Annotated in this window: 26 protein-coding genes; 11 read left to right on the top strand and 15 right to left on the bottom strand. The window is 71.0% G+C overall.

Annotated features, from left to right (window positions below; all coding sequences use genetic code 11):
- Positions 1 to 51: 51 nt before the first annotated feature.
- Together LG396_RS33115 and LG396_RS33110 are read left to right on the top strand one after the other, a co-directional pair.
- Positions 52 to 960 (top strand): alpha/beta fold hydrolase, encoded by a 909-nt coding sequence (locus tag LG396_RS33115; protein WP_225797579.1) that lies wholly within the window; start codon positions 52 to 54, stop codon positions 958 to 960.
- 23 nt (positions 961 to 983) lie between these two features.
- A complete protein-coding gene (locus LG396_RS33110) occupies positions 984 to 1871 on the top strand; it encodes a Vgb family protein (protein ID WP_225797578.1) in 888 nt (295 codons plus the stop codon).
- A 105-nt stretch (positions 1872 to 1976) separates the two neighbouring features.
- Here the strand turns inward: LG396_RS33110 and LG396_RS33105 are convergent, their stop codons facing one another.
- Entirely contained in the window at positions 1977 to 3620 is a 1644-nt protein-coding gene (locus LG396_RS33105; RefSeq protein ID WP_225797577.1) for an NsdA family TPR-like regulatory protein, read from the bottom strand.
- Between the two features lie 237 nt (positions 3621 to 3857).
- Between LG396_RS33105 and lipB the strand changes: the two genes are divergently transcribed.
- The 4 genes from lipB (at position 3858) to LG396_RS33085 (ending at position 6884) form a co-directional block, all read left to right on the top strand.
- Positions 3858 to 4640 (top strand): lipoyl(octanoyl) transferase LipB, encoded by a 783-nt coding sequence (gene lipB / locus LG396_RS33100; RefSeq protein WP_225797576.1) that lies wholly within the window; start codon positions 3858 to 3860, stop codon positions 4638 to 4640.
- A gap of 61 nt (positions 4641 to 4701) precedes the next feature.
- Positions 4702 to 5640 carry a lipoyl synthase gene (gene lipA / locus LG396_RS33095; RefSeq protein ID WP_018837593.1) on the top strand — a complete coding sequence of 313 codons (939 nt, stop codon included), beginning with the start codon at positions 4702 to 4704 and terminating at the stop codon, positions 5638 to 5640.
- 221 nt (positions 5641 to 5861) lie between these two features.
- Complete coding sequence (locus LG396_RS33090; RefSeq protein WP_051642688.1) at positions 5862 to 6095, top strand: hypothetical protein; 234 nt, start codon at positions 5862 to 5864, stop codon at positions 6093 to 6095.
- A gap of 93 nt (positions 6096 to 6188) precedes the next feature.
- Entirely contained in the window at positions 6189 to 6884 is a 696-nt protein-coding gene (locus LG396_RS33085) for a DUF4191 domain-containing protein (RefSeq protein ID WP_225797575.1), read from the top strand.
- Between the two features lie 165 nt (positions 6885 to 7049).
- Here the strand turns inward: LG396_RS33085 and LG396_RS33080 are convergent, their stop codons facing one another.
- Positions 7050 to 7526, bottom strand: a complete 477-nt coding sequence (locus LG396_RS33080; RefSeq protein ID WP_018837590.1) for an RDD family protein — start codon at positions 7524 to 7526, stop codon at positions 7050 to 7052.
- Between the two features lie 291 nt (positions 7527 to 7817).
- Between LG396_RS33080 and glnA the strand changes: the two genes are divergently transcribed.
- On the top strand, positions 7818 to 9233 hold the full coding sequence (gene glnA, locus LG396_RS33075; protein ID WP_037750195.1) for a type I glutamate--ammonia ligase: 1416 nt from the start codon (positions 7818 to 7820) through the stop codon (positions 9231 to 9233).
- Between the two features lie 323 nt (positions 9234 to 9556).
- On the opposite strand, the gene LG396_RS33070 is transcribed toward glnA, so the two are convergent.
- The 3 genes from LG396_RS33070 to LG396_RS33060 are packed head-to-tail and all read right to left on the bottom strand — an operon-like array spanning position 9557 to position 13053.
- Positions 9557 to 10570, bottom strand: coding sequence for a VOC family protein (locus LG396_RS33070; protein ID WP_225797574.1), 1014 nt, complete (start codon positions 10568 to 10570; stop codon positions 9557 to 9559).
- Positions 10567 to 11439 (bottom strand): alpha/beta fold hydrolase, encoded by an 873-nt coding sequence (locus LG396_RS33065; protein ID WP_037750203.1) that lies wholly within the window; start codon positions 11437 to 11439, stop codon positions 10567 to 10569. Before LG396_RS33065 ends, LG396_RS33070 begins: the two co-directional genes overlap by 4 nt.
- Positions 11440 to 11451: 12 nt before the next feature.
- Positions 11452 to 13053: a bifunctional 3-(3-hydroxy-phenyl)propionate/3-hydroxycinnamic acid hydroxylase gene (locus LG396_RS33060; RefSeq protein WP_225797573.1), complete on the bottom strand. Its 1602-nt coding sequence runs from the start codon at positions 13051 to 13053 to the stop codon at positions 11452 to 11454.
- Between the two features lie 136 nt (positions 13054 to 13189).
- On the opposite strand from LG396_RS33060, the gene LG396_RS33055 reads away from it, so the two are divergent.
- Together LG396_RS33055 and LG396_RS33050 are read left to right on the top strand one after the other, a co-directional pair.
- Positions 13190 to 13816 carry a TetR family transcriptional regulator gene (locus LG396_RS33055; RefSeq protein WP_225797572.1) on the top strand — a complete coding sequence of 209 codons (627 nt, stop codon included), beginning with the start codon at positions 13190 to 13192 and terminating at the stop codon, positions 13814 to 13816.
- Between the two features lie 117 nt (positions 13817 to 13933).
- Positions 13934 to 14986 carry an amidohydrolase family protein gene (locus LG396_RS33050; RefSeq protein WP_225797571.1) on the top strand — a complete coding sequence of 351 codons (1053 nt, stop codon included), beginning with the start codon at positions 13934 to 13936 and terminating at the stop codon, positions 14984 to 14986.
- Between the two features lie 53 nt (positions 14987 to 15039).
- Here LG396_RS33050 and arsB read toward each other — a convergent pair whose 3' ends face one another.
- Together arsB and LG396_RS33040 are read right to left on the bottom strand one after the other, a co-directional pair.
- On the bottom strand, positions 15040 to 16155 hold the full coding sequence (arsB, locus tag LG396_RS33045) for an ACR3 family arsenite efflux transporter (RefSeq protein WP_225797570.1): 1116 nt from the start codon (positions 16153 to 16155) through the stop codon (positions 15040 to 15042).
- Position 16156: 1 nt separating this feature from the next.
- Positions 16157 to 16468 carry an ArsR/SmtB family transcription factor gene (locus LG396_RS33040; RefSeq protein ID WP_225797569.1) on the bottom strand — a complete coding sequence of 104 codons (312 nt, stop codon included), beginning with the start codon at positions 16466 to 16468 and terminating at the stop codon, positions 16157 to 16159.
- Positions 16469 to 16539: 71 nt separating this feature from the next.
- Between LG396_RS33040 and LG396_RS33035 the strand changes: the two genes are divergently transcribed.
- On the top strand, positions 16540 to 16953 hold the full coding sequence (locus tag LG396_RS33035) for an arsenate reductase ArsC (RefSeq protein WP_225797568.1): 414 nt from the start codon (positions 16540 to 16542) through the stop codon (positions 16951 to 16953).
- On the opposite strand, the gene LG396_RS33030 is transcribed toward LG396_RS33035, so the two are convergent.
- Positions 16919 to 18199 (bottom strand): MFS transporter, encoded by a 1281-nt coding sequence (locus LG396_RS33030; RefSeq protein WP_225797567.1) that lies wholly within the window; start codon positions 18197 to 18199, stop codon positions 16919 to 16921. The two genes, LG396_RS33035 and LG396_RS33030, sit on opposite strands and share 35 nt — an antisense overlap.
- Before the next feature lie 7 nt (positions 18200 to 18206).
- Positions 18207 to 18665: an ArsI/CadI family heavy metal resistance metalloenzyme gene (locus tag LG396_RS33025; protein ID WP_225797566.1), complete on the bottom strand. Its 459-nt coding sequence runs from the start codon at positions 18663 to 18665 to the stop codon at positions 18207 to 18209.
- Positions 18666 to 18826: 161 nt separating this feature from the next.
- Between LG396_RS33025 and LG396_RS33020 the strand changes: the two genes are divergently transcribed.
- A complete protein-coding gene (locus LG396_RS33020; protein WP_027743257.1) occupies positions 18827 to 19192 on the top strand; it encodes an ArsR/SmtB family transcription factor in 366 nt (121 codons plus the stop codon).
- Positions 19193 to 19286: 94 nt separating this feature from the next.
- Here the strand turns inward: LG396_RS33020 and LG396_RS33015 are convergent, their stop codons facing one another.
- From LG396_RS33015 to aroA, 6 genes are all read right to left on the bottom strand, one after another.
- Positions 19287 to 19976 carry a phosphate ABC transporter ATP-binding protein gene (locus tag LG396_RS33015; protein ID WP_225797565.1) on the bottom strand — a complete coding sequence of 230 codons (690 nt, stop codon included), beginning with the start codon at positions 19974 to 19976 and terminating at the stop codon, positions 19287 to 19289.
- A complete protein-coding gene (gene pstC / locus LG396_RS33010; RefSeq protein ID WP_308190147.1) occupies positions 19964 to 21694 on the bottom strand; it encodes a phosphate ABC transporter permease subunit PstC in 1731 nt (576 codons plus the stop codon). Before pstC ends, LG396_RS33015 begins: the two co-directional genes overlap by 13 nt.
- Before the next feature lie 78 nt (positions 21695 to 21772).
- The gene (locus LG396_RS33005) at positions 21773 to 22645 is read right to left on the bottom strand and encodes a phosphate ABC transporter substrate-binding protein (RefSeq protein ID WP_018837575.1); all 873 of its coding nucleotides are present in this window, start codon (positions 22643 to 22645) and stop codon (positions 21773 to 21775) included.
- 370 nt (positions 22646 to 23015) lie between these two features.
- Positions 23016 to 23375, bottom strand: a complete 360-nt coding sequence (locus tag LG396_RS33000) for a hypothetical protein (RefSeq protein WP_225797563.1) — start codon at positions 23373 to 23375, stop codon at positions 23016 to 23018.
- Complete coding sequence (gpmI, locus tag LG396_RS32995; protein ID WP_225797562.1) at positions 23372 to 24907, bottom strand: 2,3-bisphosphoglycerate-independent phosphoglycerate mutase; 1536 nt, start codon at positions 24905 to 24907, stop codon at positions 23372 to 23374. Before gpmI ends, LG396_RS33000 begins: the two co-directional genes overlap by 4 nt.
- Complete coding sequence (gene aroA, locus LG396_RS32990) at positions 24904 to 26226, bottom strand: 3-phosphoshikimate 1-carboxyvinyltransferase (protein WP_225797561.1); 1323 nt, start codon at positions 26224 to 26226, stop codon at positions 24904 to 24906. Before aroA ends, gpmI begins: the two co-directional genes overlap by 4 nt.
- Between the last annotated feature and the right edge of the window lie 13 nt (positions 26227 to 26239).

Here is a 26239-nt window from a genome sequence, read left to right as displayed (position 1 = left end):
CTGCGGGAAAAGCGGTTGCGCCTGTGGGCTTCCGGTCGTCAGGGTGCGGTGGTGATCGGAACGGAGATCGAACTCCCCGTCGCGGGCGGGGTCCTGTCGGGTGTGGACTTCGGCGGCCGCGGTGAGGGGGTGCTGCTGGTCCACGGCAGCGGACACAACGCCGCAGCCTGGGCGGATGTGGCGTCCCGTCTGGTGGGCGAGTGTCATCCGATCGCCATCGACCTGCGTGGCCACGGGCAGACCAGGCTCGACTCCACCGGCCCCGAGCAGTACTGGCGGGACATCGGTGGCGTCGTCACCGCGCTGGGCTGGGACCGCCCCGTGCTGGTGGGCCATTCCACCGGCGGGTACGCGGTGACGGCGGCCACTGCCAGTGGCCTCGTGGAACCGGCCGCCCTCTGCATCGTGGACGGCATGGTGCTCGATGACCGTAACGCGTCACTCGCCGAGCACGCCGCTGTGCGGACCACCGAGGCGGCGGACCGTTTGCGGACGATGTTCCGCTACGGCTGGGAAGCGAACGACGACCAGATGCATGCCTATGCCGAGGAGTGCGCACGGGAGGCCGGAGGGGACTGGCTCAACGCCGGAGCACGGCACGAACTCGTCGAGGAGGTCACGCGGCGCTCCTTCCTGCGCTGCGGCCACCGGTGGATACGGCGACCGGCCATCGAGGAGATCCTGACCGTCACCGCCGTGGAGCCCGACGCGGAGGTCTTCCCGAGCATCGAGGTGTACGACCGCCTCACCTGTCCGATGACGATCGTGCTGGCCGAGCATGGTTTCTACGCCTCGCGGCGCGACGAAGTGCGTACCGTCGTCGATGCCGCCCCCGGCCGCCGGCTGACCGACATCAGCTCGAACCACAACATCCCCATGACCCGGCCTGCCGACCTCGCCGCGATCATTCTCGACCTGGCGCGAGACCGGACTGCGGCATCGGTCGGGAACCTCGATTGATCCCCGCCCTCCAAGGAGTTGCTGTGGCCGTAAGCGAGATGTCCGTGGCAGACAAGGACGCCGGGCCGTACGGCATCGCGGCCGGACCTGACGGCGCCCTGTGGCTCACCTTCGCGCACAGCGGCCGCATCGCGCGCCTCACCCTCGACGGCGAACTCAGCGAATTCCCCCTGGAATCGCCCGGGTGCGGCCCCACGGTCATCACCCCCGGGCCCGACGGAGCACTGTGGTTCACCCGGTACCGGGACCACCGGATCGGCCGCATCACCACCGACGGTGAAACGGAGTCCTTTCCCGTGCCCACGCCCGACAGCGGGCCCTTCGGAATCACCGCCGGGCCGGACGATGCGATGTGGTTCACGGAGATGAACACCGACCGGATCGGCCGCATCACCAGCACGGGAGAGATCACCGAGTTCGCCCTTCCCTGTACGGACGCCTATCCCTCGGCGATCACCGCGGGCCCTGACGGTGCCCTGTGGTTCACCCTCAACCAGGCGAACGCGATCGGCCGCATCACTGTCCACGGAGACACCGTTGTCCACCCGCTCCCCACCCCGGGCGCCGCACCCGTGGGCATCACCAGCGACGGCGCCGCCCTGTGGTTCGTCGAGATCGCGGCGGGCCGGATCGGCAGGATCTCGGTGGACGGCGCGGTCGAGGAGTTCCCGCTCCCTGACCGCGCGGCCAAACCCCACGCCATCGTCGCGGCCGCCACCGGTGACTGCTGGTTCACCGAATGGGGAGCCAACAGCATCGGCCACATCACCGGTAGCGGCAAGATCGCCGAGTACAGCCTGCCGTCACCGTCGTCCGAGCCGCACGGCATCGCCCTGGGTCCCGACGGCGCTCTGTGGGCGGCCCTTGAAACGGGAGGGGTCGCGCGGCTCGAGCAGCATGCCGCACGCTGAACACCGGGCTGTCCGCGAGCAGTGCTCTCGAGTGAGAGCACTGCTCTTCGCTGCGAGCGCCCCGCTACGCCTCCCGCCGGCCCGTGCGGCCGGCCTCCCCGCGGGTCACACCGCCAGCGCCGCGACCCGTTCCCGGTACGCCCGCACCGGAGGTGCGTCGCGGTACGGCTCCAGGCGGCGTTCGAAGTCGCGGACGTACTCCGCCGCCCGGGCCGAGCGCATCTCCGCCGCCTGCTGCGCCGCCTCCGCGCCCAGCACGCACGCCTGCTCCACCTCGCCCAGCCCCAGCCGCGCCGCGGCCAGCACCAGCCGGCAGAAGACCCGGCTGCGCGCGAAGCCCGCCGCGCGGAGTTGCAGCGAGCGCTCCGCGTGCTGCGCCGCCGCCCGGTACTGCTGGAGGTCGCGGTGGCAGTGCCCGAACTCGTCCGCGAGCTGGGCCTCGTCGAAGAAGCGCGCCCAGTGCGGCGCCTCCTCCCCCGGCCGTGCCGACTCCAGCGCCCGCTCCGCCCGCGCCAGCGACGTCGTACAGGCCCGCACCTCGCCCAGCAGCCCGTGCCCGCGCGCCTCCGCGGCGTGCAGCAGCGCCTGCACCACCGGCGGCGCACCGCCGCCGACGCCCTGCTGCGCGACCCGGGTCAGCTGCACCGCCTCCCGGCCGTGCCCCAGGTAGACCGCCTGGCGGCTCATCGTGACGAGCACGTAGCTGCCGTACGCGCGGTCGCCCGACGCCTGCGCCAGCCGCAGCGCCTGGACGAAGTACCGCTGGGCGAGCCCGTGGGCCGCGATGTCGTACGACGTCCAGCCCGCCAGCCGCGTCAGGTCCGCGGCGGCGGAGAACAGCCGGCGGCCCGTCGCCTCGTTGTACGTGCCGCGCAGCATCGGCTCGACCTCGTGCTCCAGGTACCGCACGAGGGCCTGCCGGGCATGCCCGCCGCCGTACGCGTTGTCCAGGGCCCGGAACATCTCGGCGACCGACCGCATCGCCCCGATGTCGCCCTGCGTGACCCGCTGCCCCGGCGCCCGCGCACCCGGCCCGCCCCACCCGGGTCCCGCGTCACCGCGCCCGCCGGCGACACCGCCGGCACCGGCCCCCGCGCCGCTCGCCGGCCCCGGTACGGCCCCCAGGGCACCGGCACCCGAGCCCGCACCGGCGCCTGCACCCGCGCCCGGCCCGGCGCCCGCGCCGACGGCGACACCGCCGCCGTAGCCCACCCCCGGCCCCCGGCCCTGCGCCGGCACCCGCACCGCCCCCGGCGGTGAACCGGGCGGCGCCCCGCGCTGCTGCTGCAGCTCGCGCGCCACCTTCTCGTCCGGTCTGCCGATCAGCCAATCCCGACTCGGCACAACCAGACCCGCAGGAGTGAACGCGATCTTCCGCAGCTCCGCCTGACTGCCGGTGTCCTTGCGCCACAGCCCGCTCACGATGTCGATCGCCTCGGTCGGCGTCGATGCGAACTCGAGTCCGGCGTACACCGGTGCGCACGCGTCGAGCCCGAGGTCCTGCGCGGTCAGCCGGCGGCCGAGGCGCCGGGTGAACACCTCGGCGATCAGGGCCGGTGTCGTGCCACGCGGCTGCTGACCGCGTAGCCACCGTGTCACCGACGTCTTGTCGTACCGCAGGTCGAGGCCGTGTTCGAGCCCTAGCTGATCGACTCTGCGGGCGAGCCCCGCGTTGGAGAACCCGGCCTCGGAGATGAGGGCCGCGAGCTGGCGGTTGGGAGGTCGCTGTGAAGGTCGTTCCGTCGTCACCTGTGGGGTCTCCTGCCTGGCCTCCGGGAACGGCGCGAATGTAGCGGCGAAACAAGCCTCACTCGCCGCTTTCGTCCCAGCTTCATTCGATCGTGTGAGGAGACCTGGGTGCAGGGCGGGAACGTATACCGCCGTACAGTGGCAGAGGGTCGGCTGGAATACCGCCAGCCGCATATGCCGGGCGGAGGTACACACGCCGCCCGGCGCGAACTGCGCGAACAGCGCGAGGAGGGCACCGTGGGCGAGCTGCGCTTCGTTCACCTGGGGTTCGGCGAGAACGCCGTGGAGTACCTGGAGGCTTGGCAGGAGCAACGGCGCGTGCACGCCGCCCGCTTCGCCGAGGAGATTCCCGACACCTGTCTGCTGCTGGAGCATCCCCCGGTCTACACCGCGGGCCGCCGCACGGCAGAGGACGAGCGCCCGCTCGACGGCACCCCCGTGGTGGACGTGGACCGCGGCGGGAAGATCACCTGGCACGGCCCGGGCCAGCTCGTCGGCTATCCGATCCTGAAGCTGCCGCGTCCCGTGGACGTCGTCGCCCACGTGCGCCGGCTGGAGGAGGCCCTGATCCGCGCCTGCGCCGACTTCGGTCTGGAGACCACCCGGATCGAGGGCCGCAGCGGCGTCTGGGTGCTGGGCGACCCCGTGGAGCAGCGCGCCGAGCTGGGCGGGCTGGCGCTGGACTTCGACCCGCGGCTGTCGGACGAGGAGTACGACCCGCGCCTCGCCGGTCCGGAGTACGCGCCGTCCAACGCCGGCCAGCGCCGCGAGGACCGCAAGCTGGCCGCGATCGGCATCCGCGTCGCCAAGGGCGTGACGATGCACGGCTTCTCGCTGAACTGCAATCCGGACAACACCTGGTTCGACCGGATCGTGCCGTGCGGCATCCGCGACGCGGGTGTGGCCTCGCTCTCCGGCGAGCTGGGAAGAGACGTACCGGTGTCGGAGGTTCTCCCTGTCGTGGAGAAGCATCTGCGCGAGATCCTGGAGACGGTCGAGCCGCTCCCCCGCGCGGTCTGACTCCCTAATTCAGAGGCGTACGCTGGAGAACGCCGAGGAATCGAAAGCTAGGAGCCCGGACGTGTCCGCTGTCGCACCCGACGGTCGCAAACTGCTCCGCCTGGAAGTCCGCAACAGCCAGACCCCCATCGAGCGCAAGCCCGAGTGGATCAAGACCCGCGCCAAGATGGGGCCCGAGTACAACGCACTGCAGAAGCTGGTCAAGGACGAGGGCCTGCACACGGTCTGCCAGGAAGCCGGCTGTCCCAACATCTTCGAGTGCTGGGAGGACCGCGAGGCGACCTTCCTCATCGGCGGCGAGCAGTGCACCCGGCGGTGCGACTTCTGCCAGATCGACACCGGCCGCCCGGCCGAGCTGGACCGCGACGAGCCGCGCCGGGTCGCCGAGTCCGTCCAGCGCATGGAACTGCGCTATGCCACGATCACCGGCGTCGCCCGCGACGACCTGGAGGACGGCGGCGCCTGGCTGTACGCGGAGACCGTGCGCCAGATCCACGCCACCACCCCGGGCACCGGCGTCGAGCTGCTGATCCCCGACTTCAACGCCGAGCCGGAGCAGCTCGCGGAGGTCTTCTCCGCCCGCCCCGAGGTACTCGCGCACAACGTCGAGACCGTCCCTCGGATCTTCAAGCGCATCCGCCCCGGCTTCCGCTACGAGCGGTCGCTGGAGGTCCTGACGCGGGCGCGCGAGGCCGGGCTGGTGACGAAGTCCAACCTCATCCTGGGCCTCGGTGAGGAGCGCGAGGAGGTCAGCCAGGCGCTGCGGGACCTGCACGGGGCGGGCTGCGAGCTGATCACCATCACGCAGTACCTGCGGCCGTCGCCGCGGCACCACCCGGTGGAGCGGTGGGTGAAGCCGCACGAGTTCGTGGAGCTGCAGCAGGAGGCCGAGGAGATCGGCTACGCGGGCGTCATGTCCGGGCCGCTGGTGCGGTCCTCGTACCGGGCGGGCCGGCTGTACAAGCAGGCCATGGAGAAGCGCGCGCAGCCCGCGGCGTGAGCCGGCCGCGCGGCGGGCCGCGGCCCGCCGCGTACGCCCGCCGCCGTACGCCCGGCACCGTCGCCCCGGCGGTCTTCACCCCGCTTTGACCGCCGGGCCACGCGCTGGTAACACCGGGGTGTGAGCATGGAGCCCGAGAGAATTTCAACCGCTCTGCGCAATTCTGTACCGCTGTGACTGTTCTGACCGCTTTGATTTCTCGACCGCCGAGGGGGGCCGTCGTGCCGTCGTCACCGTCGTCGTTACCGTCCTGGCCGCCGCCCCGGCCCACCGTCGCCGGGGTGCTGCGCACCATCGAGGGAGTGCTGCTGCGCGGCGAGCAGCGCACCGCACGGCGTAACGCCTGGGACGCCGTCCTGGAGGACCGCCGCCGGGCCAGGGCCCGGCTGGAGTCGGAGTCGGCGGTGGGCAGGGCGGACCCGCCCGCGGGCGGTACGTCCGCTCTGCCCCGATAGCCGCCTCGGCCCGGCCCCGCCGCCGCCCCGCTCCGGCCCCCGCCTGCCGGGCCCGGTCTGACCCCGGGCCCGGCTGGCCGTAGAATTCGCGGCATGGCCAGCAGTGAACCCACACCCGAGAACACCGGGCGTCTGAAGCAGATCGCCCTCACGTACAAGATGACCAGGCGGGCCGACCCCAAGGTCGGTCTGATCGTCGCGGGCGTGGGCATCCTGGTCCTCGGTGCCGCCCTGGGCATCGGCTTCCTTATCGGGCACCCGATCTACCTGGGCATCGTCGGTTTCCTGCTGGCGCTGCTCGGTATGGCGATCATCTTCGGGCGGCGCGCGGAGGCGGCGGCGTTCGGGCAGATGGAGGGCCAGCCGGGCGCGGCCGCGGCGGTGCTGGACAACATGAAGCGGGGCTGGACCGTCACCCCCGCGGTGTCGATGACGCGGCAGCAGGACGTCGTGCACCGCGCCGTGGGCAAGGCAGGCATCGTTCTGGTCGGCGAGGGCAACCCGAACCGGCTGAAGGGCCTGCTGGCGGCCGAGAAGAAGAAGATGAACCGGGTCGTCGCGGACGTGCCCGTGCACGACATCGTCGTGGGCAACGACGAGGGCCAGGTGCCGCTGAAGAAGCTGCGGGCCACGCTGGTGAAGCTGCCGCGGGTGCTGCAGGGCCCGCAGGTCACGCAGGTCAACGACCGGCTGAAGGCACTGGGCGACCTGATGAGCAACATGCCGATCCCGAAGGGCCCGATGCCGAAGGGCATGCGGATGCCGAAGGGCGGCGGCAAGCTGCGCTGAGCGCGGCGGCGCCCGTACGGGCACGGGGACCCGGCCCGGATACGGAACGAGGGCGCAGCCCGTCCGGCCGCCGGAAAGTGCGCGGAAGCGATCAGGAGGCCACTCGCGGGGCGAAGGACCCCGCGGTCTCGGCGGAGCCCCGGCCCGCCCCGGTCCCGGCCGGTCTCAGAACCGCACCTCGACGGCGCGGGCGACGCGGTCGTGCAGACCGCGGGTGTCGCGGTCGAAGATGACGGCGGGGATCAGCAGGCAGAGCAGCACAGTGCGGGCGACCGTGGCGAGGGGGCCGAGCCGGGCGCCGTTCTCGGCGAGGACGCGGATGCGCATGAGCCGCTTGCCCGGGGTGAAGCCGAGGGTCCCGACCAGCAGCACGCTCATCACGAAGAAGACGCCCATGGTCCACAGCCCGACCGTCCGGGTGTCACCGGCGGCGAACAGCCCGTAGGCGATGAGCTGGCACAGCAGCCAGTCGATGACCAGCGCGGCGATGCGCCGGCCCACCGACGCGACCGAGCCGGGCCCGGTCTCGGGCAGCCCGAGGCGCTGACCCCGGTAGCCGAAGTCGACGCCCATGTCCTCGGCCGCCGAGCGGGGGCCGGAGAGCCACGATCCGATTGCTTGCCGCTTCTCCGCGTCATCCACGCATCCACGGTACTGCCAGGCCGGCGAAGCCCCTCCTCGCCCCCCGTCGGCGGCCCGCGGACCGCATACGATTCCGGCCACCCGAGGGCCCGGCGGGGCCGGGTTCCCGGGCGTGGGCGGGGGCCGTGGTTAACATCGGCGAAACAATCGGGTCATGCCCGAGAAATCCCGGGTGCCTAGGCTCGGGCGAGCATGCCGGCACGCTGGCACGCTGGCACGCCGGTATCGCGCACCTCGCGCAGGCTCTGCAGGCTTACCCGTCCCCTCGCGGCGGGACATAGGAGGAATGGGATGTTCCAGAACGCCGACGAGGTCCAGCAGTACATCGCGGACAACGACGTGAAGTTCGTCGACGTGCGTTTCTGCGATCTGCCGGGCGTCATGCAGCACTTCACGGTGCCCGTGGACGTCTTCGAGCCCGACGGCCAGCTGATGTTCGACGGCTCGTCGATCCGGGGCTTCCAGGCCATCCACGAGTCCGACATGGCGCTCGTACCGGACCTCTCCACCTCCCGCGTCGACCCGTTCCGCAAGGACAAGACGCTCAACATCAACTTCTTCATCCACGACCCGATCACCGGCGAGCAGTACAGCCGCGACCCGCGGAACGTGGCCAAGAAGGCCGAGGCGTACTTGGCCTCCTCCGGCATCGCCGACACCGCGTACTTCGGCCCGGAGGCGGAGTTCTACGTCTTCGACGACGTCCGCTTCGAGACCAAGGCGAACGCCGGCTACTACCACATCGACTCCGAGGCCGGCGCCTGGAACACCGGTGCCATCGAGGACGGCGGCAACCGCGGCTACAAGGTCCGCTACAAGGGCGGCTACTTCCCCGCCCCGCCGGTCGACCACTTCGCCGACCTGCGCGCGGAGATCTCCCTCGAGCTCGCCGCCTCCGGCCTCAAGGTCGAGCGCCAGCACCACGAGGTGGGCACGGCCGGCCAGGCGGAGATCAACTACAGGTTCAACACGCTGCTGGCCGCCGCCGACGACCTGATGCTCTTCAAGTACATCGTGAAGAACGTCGCCTGGCGCAACGGCAAGACCGCGACCTTCATGCCCAAGCCGATCTTCGGCGACAACGGCTCCGGCATGCACTGCCACCAGTCGCTGTGGACCGCCGGCGAGCCGCTCTTCTACGACGAGCAGGGCTACGCGGGCCTGTCGGACACCGCCCGCTACTACATCGGCGGCATCCTCCGCCACGCCCCGGCGCTGCTGGCGTTCACCAACCCCACGGTGAACTCGTACCACCGCCTGGTCCCCGGCTTCGAGGCCCCGGTCAACCTGGTCTACTCCCAGCGCAACCGCTCCGCGGCGATCCGCATCCCGATCACCGGCGCCAGCGCCAAGGCCAAGCGCATCGAGTTCCGCGCCCCGGACTCCTCCGGCAACCCGTACCTGGCCTTCTCCGCGATGCTGCTGGCCGGCCTGGACGGCATCAAGAACAAGATCGAGCCCGCCGAGCCGGTCGACAAGGACCTCTACGAGCTGGCCCCCGAGGAGCACGCCGCGGTCCCCCAGGTCCCGACGAACCTCCCGGCCGTACTGGAGGCCCTGGAAGCCGACCACGAGTTCCTGCTCCAGGGCGGCGTCTTCACCGCCGACCTGATCGAGACGTGGGTCGACTTCAAGCGCACCCAGGAGATCGAGCCCATCCAGCTCCGCCCGCACCCGCACGAGTTCGAGCTGTACTTCGACATCTAGAACCGCGGGGTCCCGCGACCCCCTGTGAAGCGACGCGGAAACGCCGCGAGGGCGGCTACCCCGAGACCGGGGTAGCCGCCCTCTTCGGCTCACGGAGCCGCGGCCGCTTGAAAGCCGCACGTGGCCGGCCACGGCCTCGGGCTGTGCCCAGCCACGACCAGCTCGACGGCCGGGCCCGCGGACGCGACGCAGGCGACGTTCGAGGACTGCCTACGACACCTCGGGCACTGAGCCTTCCAACCGGTTGACGGCGGGCACGCGGAGACCTCCGGGAGGGCGTGACCGGGCGGCGGCGGTGGGTGGTGTTTCTTGCCGTCTCGCGGTCAGTCGTCGGGGATGCCGGTGCCGCTGAGTGCGGGAACGGTGTTCTCAGGGCGGGTCAGGGAGCGGGCGCCGGCACGGAACTGGGCGAGTTTGGTGGCGATGGTGTCGCCGACGGGGAGGTGGCCCCAGGTGCTGATGCCCTGGACGGTGGTCGGTTCCCAGGTGTTCTCGTCGATGACGATGGGGTTCCAGCCGACTTCCCATTCGAAGCCGCTGGGGGTGCGGGCGTAGTAGGAGAGTTCACGGTCGTTGGTGTGCTGCCCGACGGAGAGGGCCATGTCGAAGCCGAGTTCGTGGACGCGCTGGTAGCTGCGGGCGACGTCGTCGAGGGTGGCGGCCTGGATGTTGAGGTGCTGGACGCGGGTGCGGATCGGGTCGATGGGCAGGCCGCGGACGGCCGCCACGGCGACGGAGTGGTGGCGTTCGTTGACGCGCAGGAAGCGGATCTTGAGTTTGACGCCGCTGATGGTCTCGTCGATGTAGTCGGTCAGCCTGGCGTTGAAGACGGTGTTGAAGTAGCTGCGGACCTCAGCAGGTTTGGTGGAGGTCAGGGCGATGTGGCCCATGCCGGAGTCGCCTGTGACGAACCCGGAGGCGAGCATCCGCAGTGGTTCGGCGGACACCCGGGGGGTGGTGTAGATCTCCTGGGTGATGCCTTTGGGGCCGGGGAACCGCAGCAGGCGCTCGACGCCGCGGAGGGCGGCCTCCTCGGCCGACCCGGCGACGAGCGGTACGCCGTGGGCACGGATGCGTGCTTCGATCTGCTCGAAGGCGGTGTGGTCGTCGATGTGCCAGCCGGTGGCGACTACGTCCTCGGCCGGTCCGCGCCGCAGCAGGAAGCGGCACTCCTGGTCGTCGAGGCGGAAGCGCATCAGGTCGCGGGAGAGGGCGTCGTGGTGCATGCCGATGGCGTCGGTGCCGAAGCGCCGCCAGTCGGCGAAGCGGTTCGTCTCGATGACGATGTATCCGAGGTGGACGGCACCGAATACGGAAGCCGTGGTCATGGTGGTCATCGGTGGCCTGCCAGGAAGTCGGCGCACATACGGTTGAACAGCTCAGCGCGTTCGAACTGCACCCAGTGGCCGGTGTTGGCGGCCACGTACAGGTCGCAGTCGGGCATGCGGTCGGCCAGCATCCGGCCGCCGGAGGGCCGGTTCACCTTGTCCGCGGCCCCCCACATCACCAGGGTCGGAACCGGCAGCCGCTTCAGGCGCGGGTCGCGGGTGAAGTCCATCCGCCACACGGTGCGCGGCGCTCCCGGACCCGACGGGCGGGTCAGCGGGGGTGCGGCGACGACCTCGGGGTCGATGCTCGCCCGGTAGCGCTCCTCGATCGCGGAGTCGGGGATGTCAGCGGCGTTGAAGACGAGGTAGTTGCGGATGAACTTCTCCAGCTTCAGCCGGGAGGGGCCCTCGCCCCTGTAGTAGTCGAGCAAGCTGTTCAGGCCCGCGGTGGGCAGGGCCCGGGTGGTTCCGACGCCGCCGGGCCCCATCAGCACCATGCGGTCGAGGCGGCCGGGGGTGTCCAGCGCCAGCCGTAGTGCGCAGGCGGCGCCGTAGGAGTTGCCGACCATGTGCGCCTTGTCCAGGCCGAGTTCGTCAAGCAGGCCGCGGATGTGATCGGCCAGGTAGCCGAAGGGATCGGAGCCGTCGATGCCTTTGGTGCTGCGGCCGTAGCCGGGCAGGTCCGGGACGATGACCCGGTACTCCTTGGCCAGTGCGCCGATGTTGCGGACGTAGTTGGACACGCCGGAGGCACCCGGGCCGCCGCCGTGCAACAGCAGCAGCGCCGGACCGTCCCCCGCTTCGGCGACGAAGATCTTCTTCCCGTTCACGTCGTACGTCGTTTCCTGCATCACCGGCAGGGCATAGGGCATGGTCATGTCGTTCCTCACTCAGGCGCTGGCGGCGGACGGGCTGGACGCCCCGGCAGGGGCGAACCCGGCTGGTGGAGGAGGCAGGAGGGCGCCGGCCGGTGCGGCGGCGTAGACGTAGCCGTCGGGACGCAGGACGAGCACGGCCGCGCGGTGCCGGCCCATCCACCGCAGCAAGATCCCCTCGGTGTCGACGACCGTGCCGGCGGCCGGACGGCTGTCCGCCGACGTGACGGTCAGGTGCGGTAGGCCAAGACGGTCCCAGGCGGGCTGAAGTGCGGCCGAACGGGTGCGCAGCACCAACCAGCCTCCCCCGAGTACATCGTCCAGGAGGACGCGGGCGCCGTCCGCGCCTATGACGTAGGGCTGGGGGACCTGATAGCCCGACGCCTTGGTCCGCCCGGCGGCCTGGAAGCCCTTGCCGTACCGGGCCACGGGAATCCAAAGGGAGTCCTGCAAGCGGGCTGCGAGTCCCGGCACCCGGTTCAGCACACGGCCGGCCTTGTTCCGCACCGCGGCCACCGCGGGGCGGCGTTCGGTGATGATCCGTCCGGCGAACACCGCACGCCTCGTCACCTCCTTCACATGCGGTTTGCGTTCGGCCTCGTAGCTGTCGAGCAGAGTCTCGGGCAAGCGCCCGCGCAGGACGGCGTCGAGCTTCCAGCAGAGGTTGGCCACATCCCGCACGCCCGCGGCCATGCCCTGGCCGATCCACGGCGGCATCGCATGGGCGGCGTCACCGGCCAGGAAGATGCGACCGGCCCGGAACCGGGTCGCGAAACGGACGTGATGGCTGTAGACGGTGGCCCGCAGCACCTTGATCTGATCCCGAGTGATCCCGTAGTGGGCCACCAGCCGGTGCACGGCCGCTTCCGTCGTCAGATCCTTCTCGTCGTCACCGGGCAGCAGGGGAAACTCCCAGCGGTGGTGGCCCAGCGGGGTGGGGCAGTCCACGGCGGGCCGGGCCGGGTCGCAGTGGAAGCGCAGCTTGTCGTGCTCGGGCCAGGGCTGGAGCATCCTCGTGTCGATGACCACCCACCGGTCCTCGTAGGTACGGCCCTCGTAGCCGATGTTCAGCTGCGCGCGGGTGAGACTCGAACCGCCGTCAGCCGCCATCACATAGGAGGCGCGCAGCCGCCGTACGGAGTCGTCCGCCGTACCGGCCACGGTCAGCTCCACCCCGCCAGGGTCCTGGCGCACCCGCAGGCACTCGTGGCGCAGCAGGATCTCCACGTTCGGGTAACGCTCCACCCCGTCGCGCAGGACCTGCTCCACGGCCGGCTGGTAGATGAACATCTGCGGCGGATGTCCATGGCCGCGCGAGGTGGGACAGGCGTCGAAGAACGAGCGCCCGGCGGCGTCCACGAACGCCACGGGCCTCTCGGTGAGCATGTCCTCCTTGAGCCGCTCGGCCAGCCCTGCCCGCTGCCAGACCCGCATCACCTCCTCGTCCGTGGAGATGGCACGGGCCCGGGAGAAGATCTCGCCATCGCGCTCCAGAACGATGACCTTCAGCCCCATCGCACCCAGCAGATTCGCGGCCGTCACCCCCGTAGGCCCGTAGCCGATCACCGCAACGTCGTACGGCTCGCTCCCGGCGCTGTTCCGGCTGTCGCCCCTCACCGGCCACCTCGCTGTCGTCCCGCACCCCACAGGCTTCATGTAGTGATCACTCTAATTGGAATGACTGCTACGTTAAGAGGGCGGAAGGACCGCGGTCAAGGTGACGCACAGGGCACACCGCACCAGGAGAGAAGACATGACGAAAACGCAGGGCGTGCGCAAGCGGGCCAACGGGGTGGAATCACGGCAGCGCATCCTTGACGCCGCCGCGCGGATCTCGGGCGAACGCGGCTACGAAGGCACGTCGATCGCTGCGGTCAGCGCCGCCTGCGGCCTGCCCGCCAGCTCGATCTACTGGCACTTCAAGGACAAGGACGACCTGATCGCCGCGGTGATCGAGCGCAGCTTCGACACCTGGCTGGCCAGCGTGATCCTGCCGCCCGAGGAAACGGGCACCGGCCTGGAGCGGATCACCACCATGGCGGCCGGCGTGGCGAAATCCCTGATGGATGCCCCCGACTTCCTGCGGCTCGGCCTCATGCTCGCCCTGGAGCGCCGTCCCGCCGAGCCCCGCGGCCGGACCGTCTTCCTCCAGGTCCGCGACACAGCCCGCGCCAGGATCGCCGAGGTGCTGCCGGAACTGTTCCCCGCCCTGGACGACAACGCCGTGCAAACACTGACGACCTACACGATGGCCGGCGCCGACGGACTGTTCGTGCAACGGGAGATCACCGGCGACACCATCGACCTGGTTCCCCTGTTCGAACTGCACGCCCAGCTCGTCTACGAAGCCGCGCGCCGGATGACCGACCGGAGCCCCTGACCCGCCGCCTGGAAACGCGCCCCCGGCACCTGGGAGGGCCCTGTCCCGCTTCCGCGCAGCAGATCCCCAGCACGCCATCCGCCAGTTGGACTCCGATCAACGGAGGAGGCAGACAACGTGACAGACCAGGAACCCCAGCGCATCGACGTCCACCAGCACGCCCTGCCGGACTTCTACCGGGAAGCACTCGCCAGAGCGGCAGTCACCCAGGCCGGCGGACGCGCTCTTCCCGACTGGACTCCCGCCGCCGCCCTGAAGACGATGGACCTGCTGAACGTCCGCAGCGCCGTCCTGTCCGTCTCCACGCCGGGCACGAACTTCCTCAGCGCACCCGCCGAAGCCACCGCACTGGCGCAGCGCCTGAACGACCACCTCGCCACCGTCGCCGGCGAGTACCCCGGCCGCTTCGGCTACTTCGCCACCCTTCCCATGCCCGATCCCTCCGCCTCCACAGCCGAGGCCGTACGCGCACTGGACACCCTCGGCGCGGACGGCGTCATCCTGCTCGCCAACAACCAGGGCACCTACCTCGGCACTCCCGGCCAGGAGCCTCTGTGGCAGGCCCTCGACGAGCGTGGCGCCGTGGTCTTCGTCCATCCCTCCGAACTCCCCGCTCCCCCCGTCGACGCCATTCCCCCCTTCGCGGCCGACTTCCTCCTGGACACCACTCGGGCCGCCTATCTCCTGGTCCGCAACGGGATCATCCGCCGCTGCCCCCGCATCACGTTCATCCTCAGCCACGCCGGAGGCTTCCTCCCCTACGCCAGCCACCGCATGGCCGTCAGCCTCGCCAACGACACCCGCCGAAGCCCCCTGGACGTCCTGGACGACTTCCGGACCTTCTCCTTCGACACCGCCCTGTCCTCCAGCCCGGCAGCCCTGCCCACCCTCCTCGCCTTCGCCCGCCCCGGACGCATCCTGTTCGGCAGCGACTGGCCCTTCGCACCGGCCCGCGCCGGTCAGTACTTCACCAACGGCCTCGACTGCAACGCCGACACCAGCACGCTCACAGCCATCAACCGCACCAACGCCGAAGCCCTGTTCCCCCGTCTCGCCACTGCCGGACCACGGACGTTCCGCGAACCGCCGGCCCCGGTCCGTGTACGTCGGGCAGCCCAACGCACTGCCGCACGTTTGGTCTTCAAGCTCCTTCAGCCAGGCACCGATTGAGCGAGGAACTCCCCGCGCGGAGCCCATCCTCATCCCCTGCCTCGCTTGGCCGGTCATTCCGCGATGATCCCTGTCTGCCCTTGGCGAAGTACCCGGGTGGAGTCGAACTTCCGGCGCCAGGCCAGGGAGACGTGTACGAGGGCGATGAGGACCGGGACTTCGATGAGGGGGCCGACGACTCCTGAGAGGGCCTGGCCGGAGGTGACCCCGAAGGTGGCGATGGCGACCGCGATGGCGAGTTCGAAGTTGTTGCCGGCTGCGGTGAAGGCCAGGGTGGCGGTGCGGTCGTAGGGCAGGCCGATGGCCTTGCCGAGGGCGAAGGTGCCGAACCACATCAGTGCGAAGTAGATCAGGAGGGGCAGCGCGATCCGGGCGACGTCCAGGGGGTGCGAGGTGATCGTCTCGCCCTGGAGGGCGAAGAGGAGCACGATCGTGAAGAGCAGCCCGTACAGCGCCCACGGGCCGATACGGGGCAGGAAGCGCTGCTCGTACGCCGTCCGGCCGAGCCGGCGTTCGCCGATGCGGCGGGTGAGGAAGCCGGCGAGCAGGGGGACGCCGAGGAAGAGGGCGACGTTGAGCGCGATCTTCCACGTCGGGATGTCCAGGTTCTCGCCGTCGCCCAGGCCCAGCCAACCCGGGAGGAGGTCGAGGTAGAACCAGCCGAGGACGCCGAAGGCCAGTACCTGGAAGACGGAGTTGAGCGCGACCAGGACGGCGGCGGCCTCGCGGTCGCCGCAGGCCAGGTCGTTCCAGATGACGACCATCGCGATGCAGCGGGCGAGCCCGACGATGATCAGGCCGGTGCGGTACTCGGGCAGGTCGGGCAGGAGGATCCAGGCGAGGGCGAACATCACCGCCGGGCCGATCAGCCAGTTGACCGCCAGGGACGCGGCCATCAGCCGCCGGTCGCCGGTGACGGCGTCGAGGCGGTCGTAGCGGACCTTGGCCAGCACCGGGTACATCATGATCAGCAGGCCGAGGGCGATGGGCAGGGAGATGCCGCCGATCTCCGCCTTCGCCAGTGCGTCGTCCAGACCGGACACCGTCCGGCCCAGGCCGAGGCCGGCGGCCATGGCGAGCAGGATCCAGACGGCGAGGTAGCGGTCGAGCGTCGACAGCTTCCGGACCAGGGGCTTTTCGGCGCCTGCTTCCGGGCCGGCGGTGGCCATGTCAGCAGGCCCGTTTGCGGTCGGCCTCTACGGTGGCGCGGGCGGCCGCCCCCAGCGCGGTGAACGAGCCCGCCAGCGCCTCCAGCACCGCGGGGCGCAGCTTGTAGTACGTGAAGCGACCGCACGGCTCGGTCTCCACCACGCCCGCCTCGCGCAGCACCCGCAGGTGGTTGGAGAGGTTCGTCTGCCGCGCGCCCGTCTCCTCCACGAGGTGCGTCGTACACAGCGTCTCCTCGGCCAGGAGCTCGACGATCCGGAGCCGGAGCGGGTCCGCCAGCGCCCTGATCACTTCAGCATCGACTGATGTCAGCATGGGCTGATATTGTCACATCAGGCGAAGCTGATACCACCCCGCCCATCGCCGCAAGAACAAGAGAGACCGCGATGTCCGACAAGCCCTCCGTCCTGTTCGTCTGCGTCCACAACGCCGGCCGCTCCCAGATGGCCGCGGCCTGGCTGACCCACCTCGCCGGCGACCGCGTCGAGGTCCGCTCCGCCGGCTCGGTCCCGGCCGACACCGTCAACCCCGCGGTCGTCGAGGCCATGCGGGAGGTCGGCATCGACCTCGCACACGCGCAACCGAAGGTCCTCACCGCCGGCGCCGTGCAGGCGTCCGACGTCGTCATCACCATGGGCTGCGGCGACGCCTGCCCCGTCTTCCCCGGCAAGACCTACCTCGACTGGGATCTCGACGACCCGGCCGGGCAGAGCGTCGAGGCGGTACGTCCCATCCGCGACGAGATCCGTACGCGTATCGAGGCCCTCATCGGCGACATCGCCCCGGCAGCCGGCGCGTAGGCTCCGGCGCCGTCACCCCCTCCCCCGGCACCTTCTCCCGCCGCGGTGTCGTGCGATGAGCCGTCAGCGCCGCGATCGCGCTGATCGCGGCGAGGACGGCGAAGAGGTGCGGGTAGCCGCCGAGCGGCGCCGCCAGGGCGGTGCCCGCGAAGGGGGCCAGGGCGGAGGCGGTGATGGTGGGGGCGGCGAGCAGTCCGGAGAGGCGTCCGTAGTGGGTGGTGCCCCAGCGGTCGGTGATGGCGGTGGCCTGGAGGAGGGTGAGGTTGCCGCGGACGGTGCCCGCGGTGACGGCGACGGCGGCGAGCAGCGCGTACGGCCCGGGGATCAGGGCGAACGCGAGGGTGCTCAGTCCGCCCAGGCCGACGAGGCCGACGGCGCGCGCCGCGGGCCGGGTGCGGCGGGCGAGGGCCGCGTACAGGGTGCGGCCGAGGGTCTGGCCCAGACCTCCCAGCCCGAGGACCCAGGCCGCCTGCCCGGTGGTGTATCCGCGTTCGAGGAGCAGGGGCACGACGGTGACGACGACCGCGTACATGGCGAAGGCGGAGAGCGTCAGTGCTGCGGCGAGGAGTACGAAGGTGCCGCTGCGGGCGATGCCCCTGGCGGTCGCCGGGCTCGCAGCGGGGGGCGGCGGGGCCGGCGGCCAGGGGCCGCGCAGGGCGAGGGCGTGGGCGGGCAGGGTGAGGGCGGCCAGGACGGCGGCGAGGATGAGGTAGGTGTGCCGCCAGGAGAAGTGGGCCGCGAGTTGGGCGGTCAGGGGCGCGAAGACGGTGGAGGCCAGCCCGCCGGCGAGGGTGACGGTCGTGAGGGCGCGTACGTGGTCCGGCGCGTACCAGCGGGTGACTGCGGCGAAGGCGGGCTGGTAGAAGGTGGCCGCCATCGCGAGCCCGGCCAGCAGCCATCCGGCGACGAACTGGGGCAGGTTGGGCGCGGTGGCGACGAGGACCAGGCCGGTGATGCCGGCAGCCGACCCCAGCGTCATCACCCTGCGCGGGCCGTGGGCGTCGAGGATGCGGCCGACGCGGATGCCGGCGAGGGCGGAGACGAGGAGCGCGGCGGAGAACGCCGCGGTGGTGGCCGCAGGGCTCCAGCCGGTGGCGGCGGTGATGTCGGGGTTGAGCACGGGGAAGGCGTAGTAGACGACGCCCCAGCTCGTGATCTGGGTCAGGCACAGGGCGGGCAGAGCGGCGCGGGGACGCGGCCGCCGACCGGCGGCGGTCGCGTCCCCGCGCGTGCTGACGTCGCTCACCTGCCGGTCAGCAGCAACCGGCGGCCGCAGGCTGCTGCTCCGCCGCGGTGGCAGCCGCGGGCGTGCAGCAGCTGCTGTTCTGCTCCTTGGCCAGGGAGTCCGCGTCGGCCTTGACGACGTACACCTCCCACGGCTCCTGGCCCGGGCCCTGTACCCAGACCTTGTCCTGCAGGGCGTAGCAGCAGGTGGTGTCGTTCTCCTCGACGGTGGCCAGCCCGGCCAGGTCCAGTCTGGCCGTGGCCTGCTGGACGTCCTCGCTGGATGACACCTCTACTCCCAGGTGGTCCAGGCGGGTGCCCTCTCCCTCCGTTCCCTCGATGAGGACCAGCTTGAGGGGAGGCTCGGCGATGGCGAAGTTGGCGTAGCCGTCGCGAAGCTTGGCCGGCTCGGCACCGAACAGCCTGCTGTAGAAGTCGATCGATGCCTGCAGGTCGGGGACGCGCAGGGCGAGTTGTATCCGGGACATGAGCCGTTCCTTCTGTATCGACGTTCTTCGATACCGCTCAGCATGCACGCGGGATCGACATCCGTCAACATAGAGGTTCATCAAATCCGCCACGGGCGAGCCGACAGCCTGATGCGCGCACACCCCTTGGCAAGTGATTCGACGGATGTCAACATAGAGGCATGTCTAAGTTGGCCGCCTCGGACTCCGCCACGCTCGCCACCGTCACGCCGCTGGGGTGCTGCCGGCCGCTGGGGCGTGAGGAGTTGTCCGCCGACGACGCGGAGCCGATCGCCGCCATGTTCAAGGCGCTGTCCGACCCCGTCCGGCTGCGGCTCTTCTCGAAGATCGCGGTTCGGCCGGGCGGGGAAGCGTGCGTCTGCGAGATCCAGGACGTCGGCGTCTCCCAGCCCACGGTCAGCCACCACCTGCGCAAACTGCGGGAAGCAGGGCTGCTGTTGTCGGAACGCCGCGCCAGTTGGGTGTACTACCGGGTCGCACCCGGAGCGCTGTCGGTCATGGCCGGCCTGCTGTCGCAGGCCGACTGAACAACCCCGGTGCCTCAACCCGTGCTGTGTGGTCCGGGGTTGAGACACCGGGGCGGAGTGAACGTCGAAGAGTGACCCCGTCGGCAGGAGGTGATCAGACAGCCGCGGCAGCCGGAGAAGTCGCGGCGGGCAGGTCCAGAAGGACCGTCGTGTCGCACAGGCGCTCCACCTGCGCCGGGTCGTGGGAGACGAGGAGAACCGTCCGGCGGCCGCGGAGCGCCGCGATGGACTGTTCGACCGTGTCCCTGCTCTGTTCGTCGAGCGCGCTGGTGGGCTCGTCGAGGAGCAGCCCGGCCGGCTCCAGGGCCAGTGCGCGGGCCAGGCAGAGACGCTGCCGCTGTCCCGCGGACAGGGTCTGGGCCGGAGCGTCGAGCCTGTCGGATACCTCCTTCCACAGTCCGGCCTCGGTGAGGGCCTGTTCGGCTCGCTCGCGCAGCGCCTCCCGGGACGCGCGCAGGACGTGACGCAGGCCGAACAGGGCGTTGTCGAGGACGCTGCCGCCGAAGACGACCGGCGTCTGGGGTACGAGGACGACCTTGGCTCTGAGGTCCGCGTCGCCCTTGCCGGGTGCGATGGTGCGGTCGAGGACCTTCAGGTCGCCCTCCCTGACGAGCCCGTCGGGGAGCAGGTCCACCAGCGCACGCAGGACGGTGGACTTGCCGGCGCCCGAGGGGCCGCACAGTCCGGTGGTGGAGCCGCGTTCGAGGGTGAAGGAGACCGGGCCGACCAGGGTCTTGTCGCGGGTGCGTACGCGTAGTTGGTGCACAGTGATTACGTCGTCCATCGTTCTCCTTCGAAGCGGTTGCGCAGCGCGATCGCCGCGCTGAGGAGTACCGCGGTGATCAGGACCAGCACCATGGCGCTCCCCCACGCCTGGTCGACGGCCAGCGACTCACCCGAGTCCTGGGAGAGGGTGAAGATATGGGTCGGCAGCGCCTGCACCGGGGACTCCACGATCCCGTTCGGCACCGTGGGAGCGCCGAAGAAGACCGTCGCGGTGAAGAGCAGCGGAGCTGTCTCGCCGGCCGCGCGCGCCAGGCCGAGGAGCAGACCGGTGATGGTGGCGGGCCAGGTGTAGGGGATGACCACCGACCGGATGTACTGGGCGCGGGTCAGGCCCAGCGACAATGCGCTCTCCGTGAGTTCGGGCGGCAGGCTGCGGATGCGTGCCGCGGTGGTCAGGGCGACGACGGGTGCCACGACGGGCACGAGCACGATGGCACCGGCCAGCCAGGACCTTCCCCACCCCATGGCGGTCGAGAGGATGACGAATCCGGCCAGCCCCAGCAGGATGGTCGGCACGCCGCCCAGGACGAGCGTCAGGGTCTGCAGGACCCGCGCCGTCCGCGCGGAAGCGTGGGTGCCGATCAGGATGCCGGCGCCGAAGCCCACCGGCAGGGCGAGCAGCCCCGTGGTGGCGACGAGCAGGAGCGTGCCCGTTATCTGGTCGCGTACGCCGCCGCCGGACGCTCCGGTCGCCGCGCTGAACCAGAACGACGGGTTGAACGCGGCACTCCCCCGCGTCACCAGCATGGCGAGTATCCCGATCAGCAGTGCGCTCGGCAGCAGCAGGGCTCCCAGCCGCCATACCGTCAGCACCCGGTCGCGCTGCTGCCGCAGACGCGACGCGGGCCGGTGCCCGGCCTTTCGGGTGTTGAGCCGTCGCTCCCGCGTGCCCCAGACCGTCGCCCCGGCCACCAGCGCCAAGAGGATGAGGCCCAAGCCGCACAGGGCGGCGAAGTGCGGACCGGAGGTGCCGGCGAGTACGGGCTCGGGGCCGGCGAGCTTCGTGGTCAGCGTCTGGCCGGGGTGGCTCAGCGAGTCGAGGAACTCGCCGAGGCTGTGGGGCATCCGCCCGTCGGCCCTGCCCACCACCAGGAACACCGCGATGGCTTCGCCGAGCGCCCGGGCCAGGCCGAGCAGCACGGCGGCGCGCATCCCCGGCCGCGCCAGCGGCAGGACCGCCGAGCGGATCACTTCCCCGCGCGTGAGGCCGAGGGAGTAGGCGGCCTCACGGTAGCGGTCGGGCACGGCGGAAAGGGCGTCGACGCTGACGGCCACGACCGTGGGAACGATCATGACGGCCAGGACGATGCCTGCTGCCGCGAGGCTGTCTCCGCCCGGCACGTCGGCGATCGACGCGATGACGGGACGGATGACGGCGATGCCGATGAGGCCGTAGACGATCGACGGCACGGCGGCGAGCAACTCCACGCACGTGCGCATCGGCCGGGCGACGCGCGGCGGGAGGTACTCCGACAGAGCGACGGCCGCCGCCCATCCGATGGGTACGGCGAGGGCGAGGGCGAGGACGGAGACCACGGCGGTGCCGTAGATCATCGCCAGGCCGCCGAAGGCCGCGTTGGGCGGGCTCCACGCGGACTCGGTCACCAGGTTCAGCCAGTCGACGGTGCCGCTGCCGATACCGCTGCCGAGATACCCGACAACGGCGAGAAGGAGCCCCGCGACGGCGAGTGCTCCGGCGTAGACCCAACTCCACACCCACGTCGACGGCCTGGGGCGGCTGCCCTCGTCGGAGGTGACGGATGGTCGAGCCGGTGTCTTGGTCGTAGCCATCGGCTACTTCCCGATTTCCTTGAGCTTCAGGTAGCCGTGCTTCGTCATCAGTTCCTGCCCCTTCGGGGACAGGACGTAGTTGATGAACTTCTTCGACGTGCCCTCCGGCTCGCCGTCGGTGATGAGGTACAGCGGCCGGGACATCGGGTACGTGCCCGTGGCGATGTTCTCGGGACTGGGCGCGATGCCGTCCAGCGTCACGACCGCCAGGTCGTCGTGCCCTTCGACGAAGCTGGTGGACAGCGGCGCCACGGCGCCGGGGGTCGACTTCAGCTTGTTACGCGTTTCGAGGTTGCCGCCGACGATGGCGAAGTTGCCCGACTCCGGCGGGGGCGGGGCTTTCTCTTCGCCGTAGATGTACTTGTCGAGTACTTCACGGGTACCGCGTCCGGGTTCCTTGTCGTAGACGAAGACCTCCAGGTCCGGGCCACCGACCTCGGACCAGTTGGTGATCTTCCCTTCGAACAGGTCGCGTACCTGTGCCGCGGTCAGGTTCTCCACGCCGGCCTCGGCGACTTCGTCGGTGACGATGACGCCGACGGCGTCCGCGCCGACCTGGGTGACGGTGAAGTCGGTGTCGGGGTGGGCGGACTCGTCCTCCTCCGCCACGGGCTTCGAACTCATCGCGATGCCGATCTGGCCCGCGGCGAGCTGGGAGATGCCGCCCGCGGAGCCGCCCTGGGTGGCCACGACGATGTCGAGGCCCTTCGCCTTGAGCGCCTCGGCCGCGTCGGCGGCCACCGGAGCCACGGTGGTGGAACCGCTGACCTGGAGCGCACCCCCCGAGCCGGCGTCGTCGCCGGCGCAGCCGGACAGGGACACGAACAGGACGGCGGTCGAGGTGAGATATGCGGCGCGGCGCTTGTAAGTGATCACTATGGGGACTCTTCTCTCTGCATGCGTGCGCGTGGTGTGCGCTGTGGATGTGTGGTCCGGGACGGGCTCGGCCTCTTCGGTGGCGAAGTGGTCAAGTGGTCCCGCGCGGTCTCCCGGAGGGGGAGACGGCGGTGCACGCATGGCCGCGGAAGGCGTCCGTGGAAACAGGCATGGCAAAGCAAACGGACTGGTGCATTTGTCAGATCCTTCGGGTTGGCGGTGCCCTGAAGAAAACGCGGGACATCGGTGCCCGGAAGGGCTGCCCCGCGCAGGCTGCGGTGGATCTGGCGCAGGTGTGCCGACAGCTGGTCGCTGCCGGCCTGTTGAAGAGAGCGGGCTCAGGCAGCCCGGGTGGTGGAGCCTCCTTTCCTCAGAGGGCGGCGGTCAGCCAGACGTGGCCTGCCGCCTCCAGATGGACGTCCATCCCGTCGTCGGCGGGACTGGTGCGTACGGAGCCGCTGATGAAGTGCCAGGTCCTGTCGGCGTATTCCGGCAGCAGGGCGTTGAGGCCGATGCGGGCTTCGGACGCGGACGAGTTGTGCAGGCCCAGCACCACGCAGGAGCCGTCGGCCGGCTCGCGTACGACGACGCCGACCTCTTCGGTGTCCAGCCTGCGCACGACGGCGTCGTCGGCGAATGCGGCCGCGACGTACGGCGTGTCCAGGCACCGCGTCATTTCCGGTGCCCGGGTCCAGGTGGTCTCCGCGGGGGCGGCGAGTCGGGTGCTCACAGCAGTGTCCTTCCTGTCATGGCGGACCCCGGCTTCCGGCCGAGCAGGTGCAGGACGGTGGGGGCGACGTCGGCGAGCGTCGCCGCCGCGGGCAGTGCCGGCGCGGGCGCTCCCCAGGCGCGCGGGACGATCACCAGAGGGACCGGGTTGGTGGTGTGCCCGCCGTAGGGGCGGGCGGTGCCGTCCGCAGCCTCCTTGGTCATCTGCTCGGCGTTGCCGTGGTCGCCGACGGCCAGCACCCACCGCCGGCCGGTGCGTGCCGCCCTGAGAATCCGTCCCACCGCGGCGTCCGTGGCCTCGCACGCGGCGACGGTGGCGGCGAGGTCGCCGGTGTGCCCCACCACGTCGATGTTGGCCAGGTTGGCGACGACGAGTTCGGCGTCCGGGCGGCCGGCGGCCTCGATGACGGCCGCGGTGACGCGGTCTAGGTTCATCTGCGGGCGGGCGATGTAGTCGGGCTTGCCGTCACCCGTGATCCGCACGTGCTCCTCGACGCTCCGCGCCGTGGCGTCGCGGCCGTTGACGTAGTACGTCACGTGCTCGAACTTCTCCGCCTCGGCGATACGGACGCTTCGCACCCCGGCCGCGGAGAGTTCGCCGGCCAGGCCGCCGGAGGCGTCCGACCGCTCCACCAGCGGCGGGATCGCGGCGCGGGTGTCGTACTGGGCCAGGCTCAGCATCCGCGTCGAGCGGCCGGTGGCCGTGAGGTGCTCGACGAGACCGTCGGCGAACTGCTGGATGCGGTCGCTGCGGAAGTTGAACCACAGCACCGCGTCGCCGTCGGCGACGGCCACCTCTCCGGCAGCCGTGAGCACGCTCGCGGGCACCCATTCGTCGCCGCGCCCGGAGGCGGCCAGCGCCTGCTGCACGCTGCCGGCGGCGGCCCCCCGGCCGTCGGCGACCAGGGCGACGGCCTGCTCGGTGAGGTCGAGGTTGCCGGCCTTGTCCAGGGCGTAGCCGCGGCCGATGACGGTGGCCAGGCGCCCCGTCCCGGCGTGGTCGGCTATCTCGCCGACCTGTGCCAGGAAGGTGCGGGCGGTGCCGTCGGCGACGTCCCGCCCGTCGGTGATCGCGTGGATGAACACGCGGTCCATCCCGTGGTCCGCTGCCGCCGCCAGCAGTTCGGCCAGATGCGCGATGTGGGCGTGGATCTGCCCGTCCGAGCACAGGCCGATCAGGTGCAGGGCACGGCCCGCGGCCGCCGTGGCGTCCAGGACGGAGCCCAGCCGGGGGTGCGTACGCAGGGTGCCGGCGGCGATGGCCTGCTGGACCAGCAGGCTGTCGTACGGCACGGGCCGTCCGGCGCCGATGACCATGTGGCCGATCTCGGAGTTGCCGACCGTACCGGCGGTCAGCCCGACGGCTTCGCCGGAGGCGTCGGCGAGCGTGTGCGGGAACCGCGTGACGAGGTCGTCCAACACCGGGGTGCGGGCCAGCGCCAGGGCGTTGTCGTCGGCCGCGGGGGCCTGGCCCCAGCCGTCGAGCACCAGCAGGATACCCGGGCCGGCGGCCGTGTCGTCGGGCCCGCTCATACGGTGCTCTTCAGGGTGGGGTGCAGGGTGTCGAGCGTCTGCCAGAACGTGGGGAAGGACTTGGCGACGCAGCCGGGGTCCTTGATGACCACTCCCTCGGTGCGCAGACCGGCGATCGCGAAGGTCATGGCGATGCGGTGGTCGTCGTAGGTGTCGATCTCCGCGCCGACCGGGGTGCCGCCGGTGATGTACATGGCGTCGGCGTGCTCTTCGACCTCGATGCCCATCTTGCGCAGCTCGGTGGTGACGGCGGCGATGCGGTCGCACTCCTTGACCCGCAGGGAGGCGATGTTGGTGATGCGCGTGGTGCCCTCGGCGTGGGCGGCGGCGACCGCCAGGGACGGCACGACGTCGGGCATGGCCTCCATGTCGATGTCGATGCCGTGCAGCGGCGCCCCGGTCAGGGTGACGGAGCCGTCCGTGACCTCGGCGCGGCAGCCCATCCGCTCCAGCGCCTGGACCAGGTGCGCGTCTCCCTGGTGGGACCCGCTGCCGATGCCCGGGATGACGACCCGGGACTGGAGGATGGCCGCGGCGATCAGGAAGTAGGACATGCCGGAGGCGTCCGGCTCCACGGTGACCGTGCCGCCGCGGGCCTGCTGCCCGGCGGCGACGGTGAAACGCCGGTGGCCGTCGCGCTCGACGTCCACCCCCATCTCCTTCAGCGCGGCGAGCGTCATCTCGACGTACGGCTTGGAGACCAGCTCGTCGCTGATGGTGATCTCGGTGGTGGTCCGGGCGCGCAGCGCGTTGATGATGAGGCTGGAGGTGAACTGGCTGGAGACCGCACCGCTGATCGAGGTGGCGCCTCCCTTGAAGGAGCCGCCGACCACGCGGATGGGCGGGCTGCCGTTGCCGCGTACCGCGGCGGCGTCCACGCCGAGCGCGGGCAGCGCCTTGAGGAGGTCGCCCATGGGGCGCTCCTGCATGCGGGCGTTGCCGTTGATGATCGTGGTGCCCTCCGCGTGCCCTGCCATGGAGATCAGGAACCGCAGCGGGGTGCCGGCACCGCCGACGTAGACCTCCTCGTCCGGAGCGCGCATCGGCCTGCCGGTGGGGGTGACGCGGATGCGGGCGGCCTGCCGGTCGATGTCGCAGGTGACGTGCCCGAACTTCTCGATGGCGCGGGCGAGGTAGACGGTGTCGTCGGAGAGCAGCGCGTTGTCGACGACCGTCTCCTGCCCGGACAGGGAGGCGATGGCCAGGTAGCGGTTGGTGTAGCTCTTGGAGCCCAGGACGTGGACGGTCTCGTCGAAGCCGGGCAGCGTCCGGACGGTGACGGACTCCGCCTCAAGACGCGGGTCGGACGTGGCGGTCATGCACTGCCTCCAG

Origin of the sequence: Streptomyces aculeolatus, from assembly GCF_020400605.1 — a bacterium.
Classification (GTDB): Bacteria; Actinomycetota; Actinomycetes; order Streptomycetales; family Streptomycetaceae; genus Streptomyces; species Streptomyces aculeolatus.
Note: the sequence above shows the minus strand (reverse complement) of the source record. Positions and strands in the feature narration are given on the sequence as shown.

Coding starts and splice junctions, on each gene's coding strand:
- LG396_RS33035 (WP_225797568.1), top strand. CDS start 16,540: ATGTCCGACAAGCCCTCCGTCCTGTTCGTCTGCGTCCACAACGCCGGC.
- LG396_RS33040 (WP_225797569.1), bottom strand. CDS start 16,468: ATGCTGACATCAGTCGATGCTGAAGTGATCAGGGCGCTGGCGGACCCG.
- LG396_RS33085 (WP_225797575.1), top strand. CDS start 6,189: ATGGCCAGCAGTGAACCCACACCCGAGAACACCGGGCGTCTGAAGCAG.
- LG396_RS33055 (WP_225797572.1), top strand. CDS start 13,190: ATGACGAAAACGCAGGGCGTGCGCAAGCGGGCCAACGGGGTGGAATCA.
- arsB (WP_225797570.1), bottom strand. CDS start 16,155: ATGGCCACCGCCGGCCCGGAAGCAGGCGCCGAAAAGCCCCTGGTCCGG.
- gpmI (WP_225797562.1), bottom strand. CDS start 24,907: ATGAGCGGGCCCGACGACACGGCCGCCGGCCCGGGTATCCTGCTGGTG.
- LG396_RS33025 (WP_225797566.1), bottom strand. CDS start 18,665: ATGTCCCGGATACAACTCGCCCTGCGCGTCCCCGACCTGCAGGCATCG.
- LG396_RS33015 (WP_225797565.1), bottom strand. CDS start 19,976: ATGGACGACGTAATCACTGTGCACCAACTACGCGTACGCACCCGCGAC.
- aroA (WP_225797561.1), bottom strand. CDS start 26,226: ATGACCGCCACGTCCGACCCGCGTCTTGAGGCGGAGTCCGTCACCGTC.
- LG396_RS33020 (WP_027743257.1), top strand. CDS start 18,827: ATGTCTAAGTTGGCCGCCTCGGACTCCGCCACGCTCGCCACCGTCACG.
- LG396_RS33070 (WP_225797574.1), bottom strand. CDS start 10,570: ATGACCACCATGACCACGGCTTCCGTATTCGGTGCCGTCCACCTCGGA.
- glnA (WP_037750195.1), top strand. CDS start 7,818: ATGTTCCAGAACGCCGACGAGGTCCAGCAGTACATCGCGGACAACGAC.
- LG396_RS33065 (WP_037750203.1), bottom strand. CDS start 11,439: ATGACCATGCCCTATGCCCTGCCGGTGATGCAGGAAACGACGTACGAC.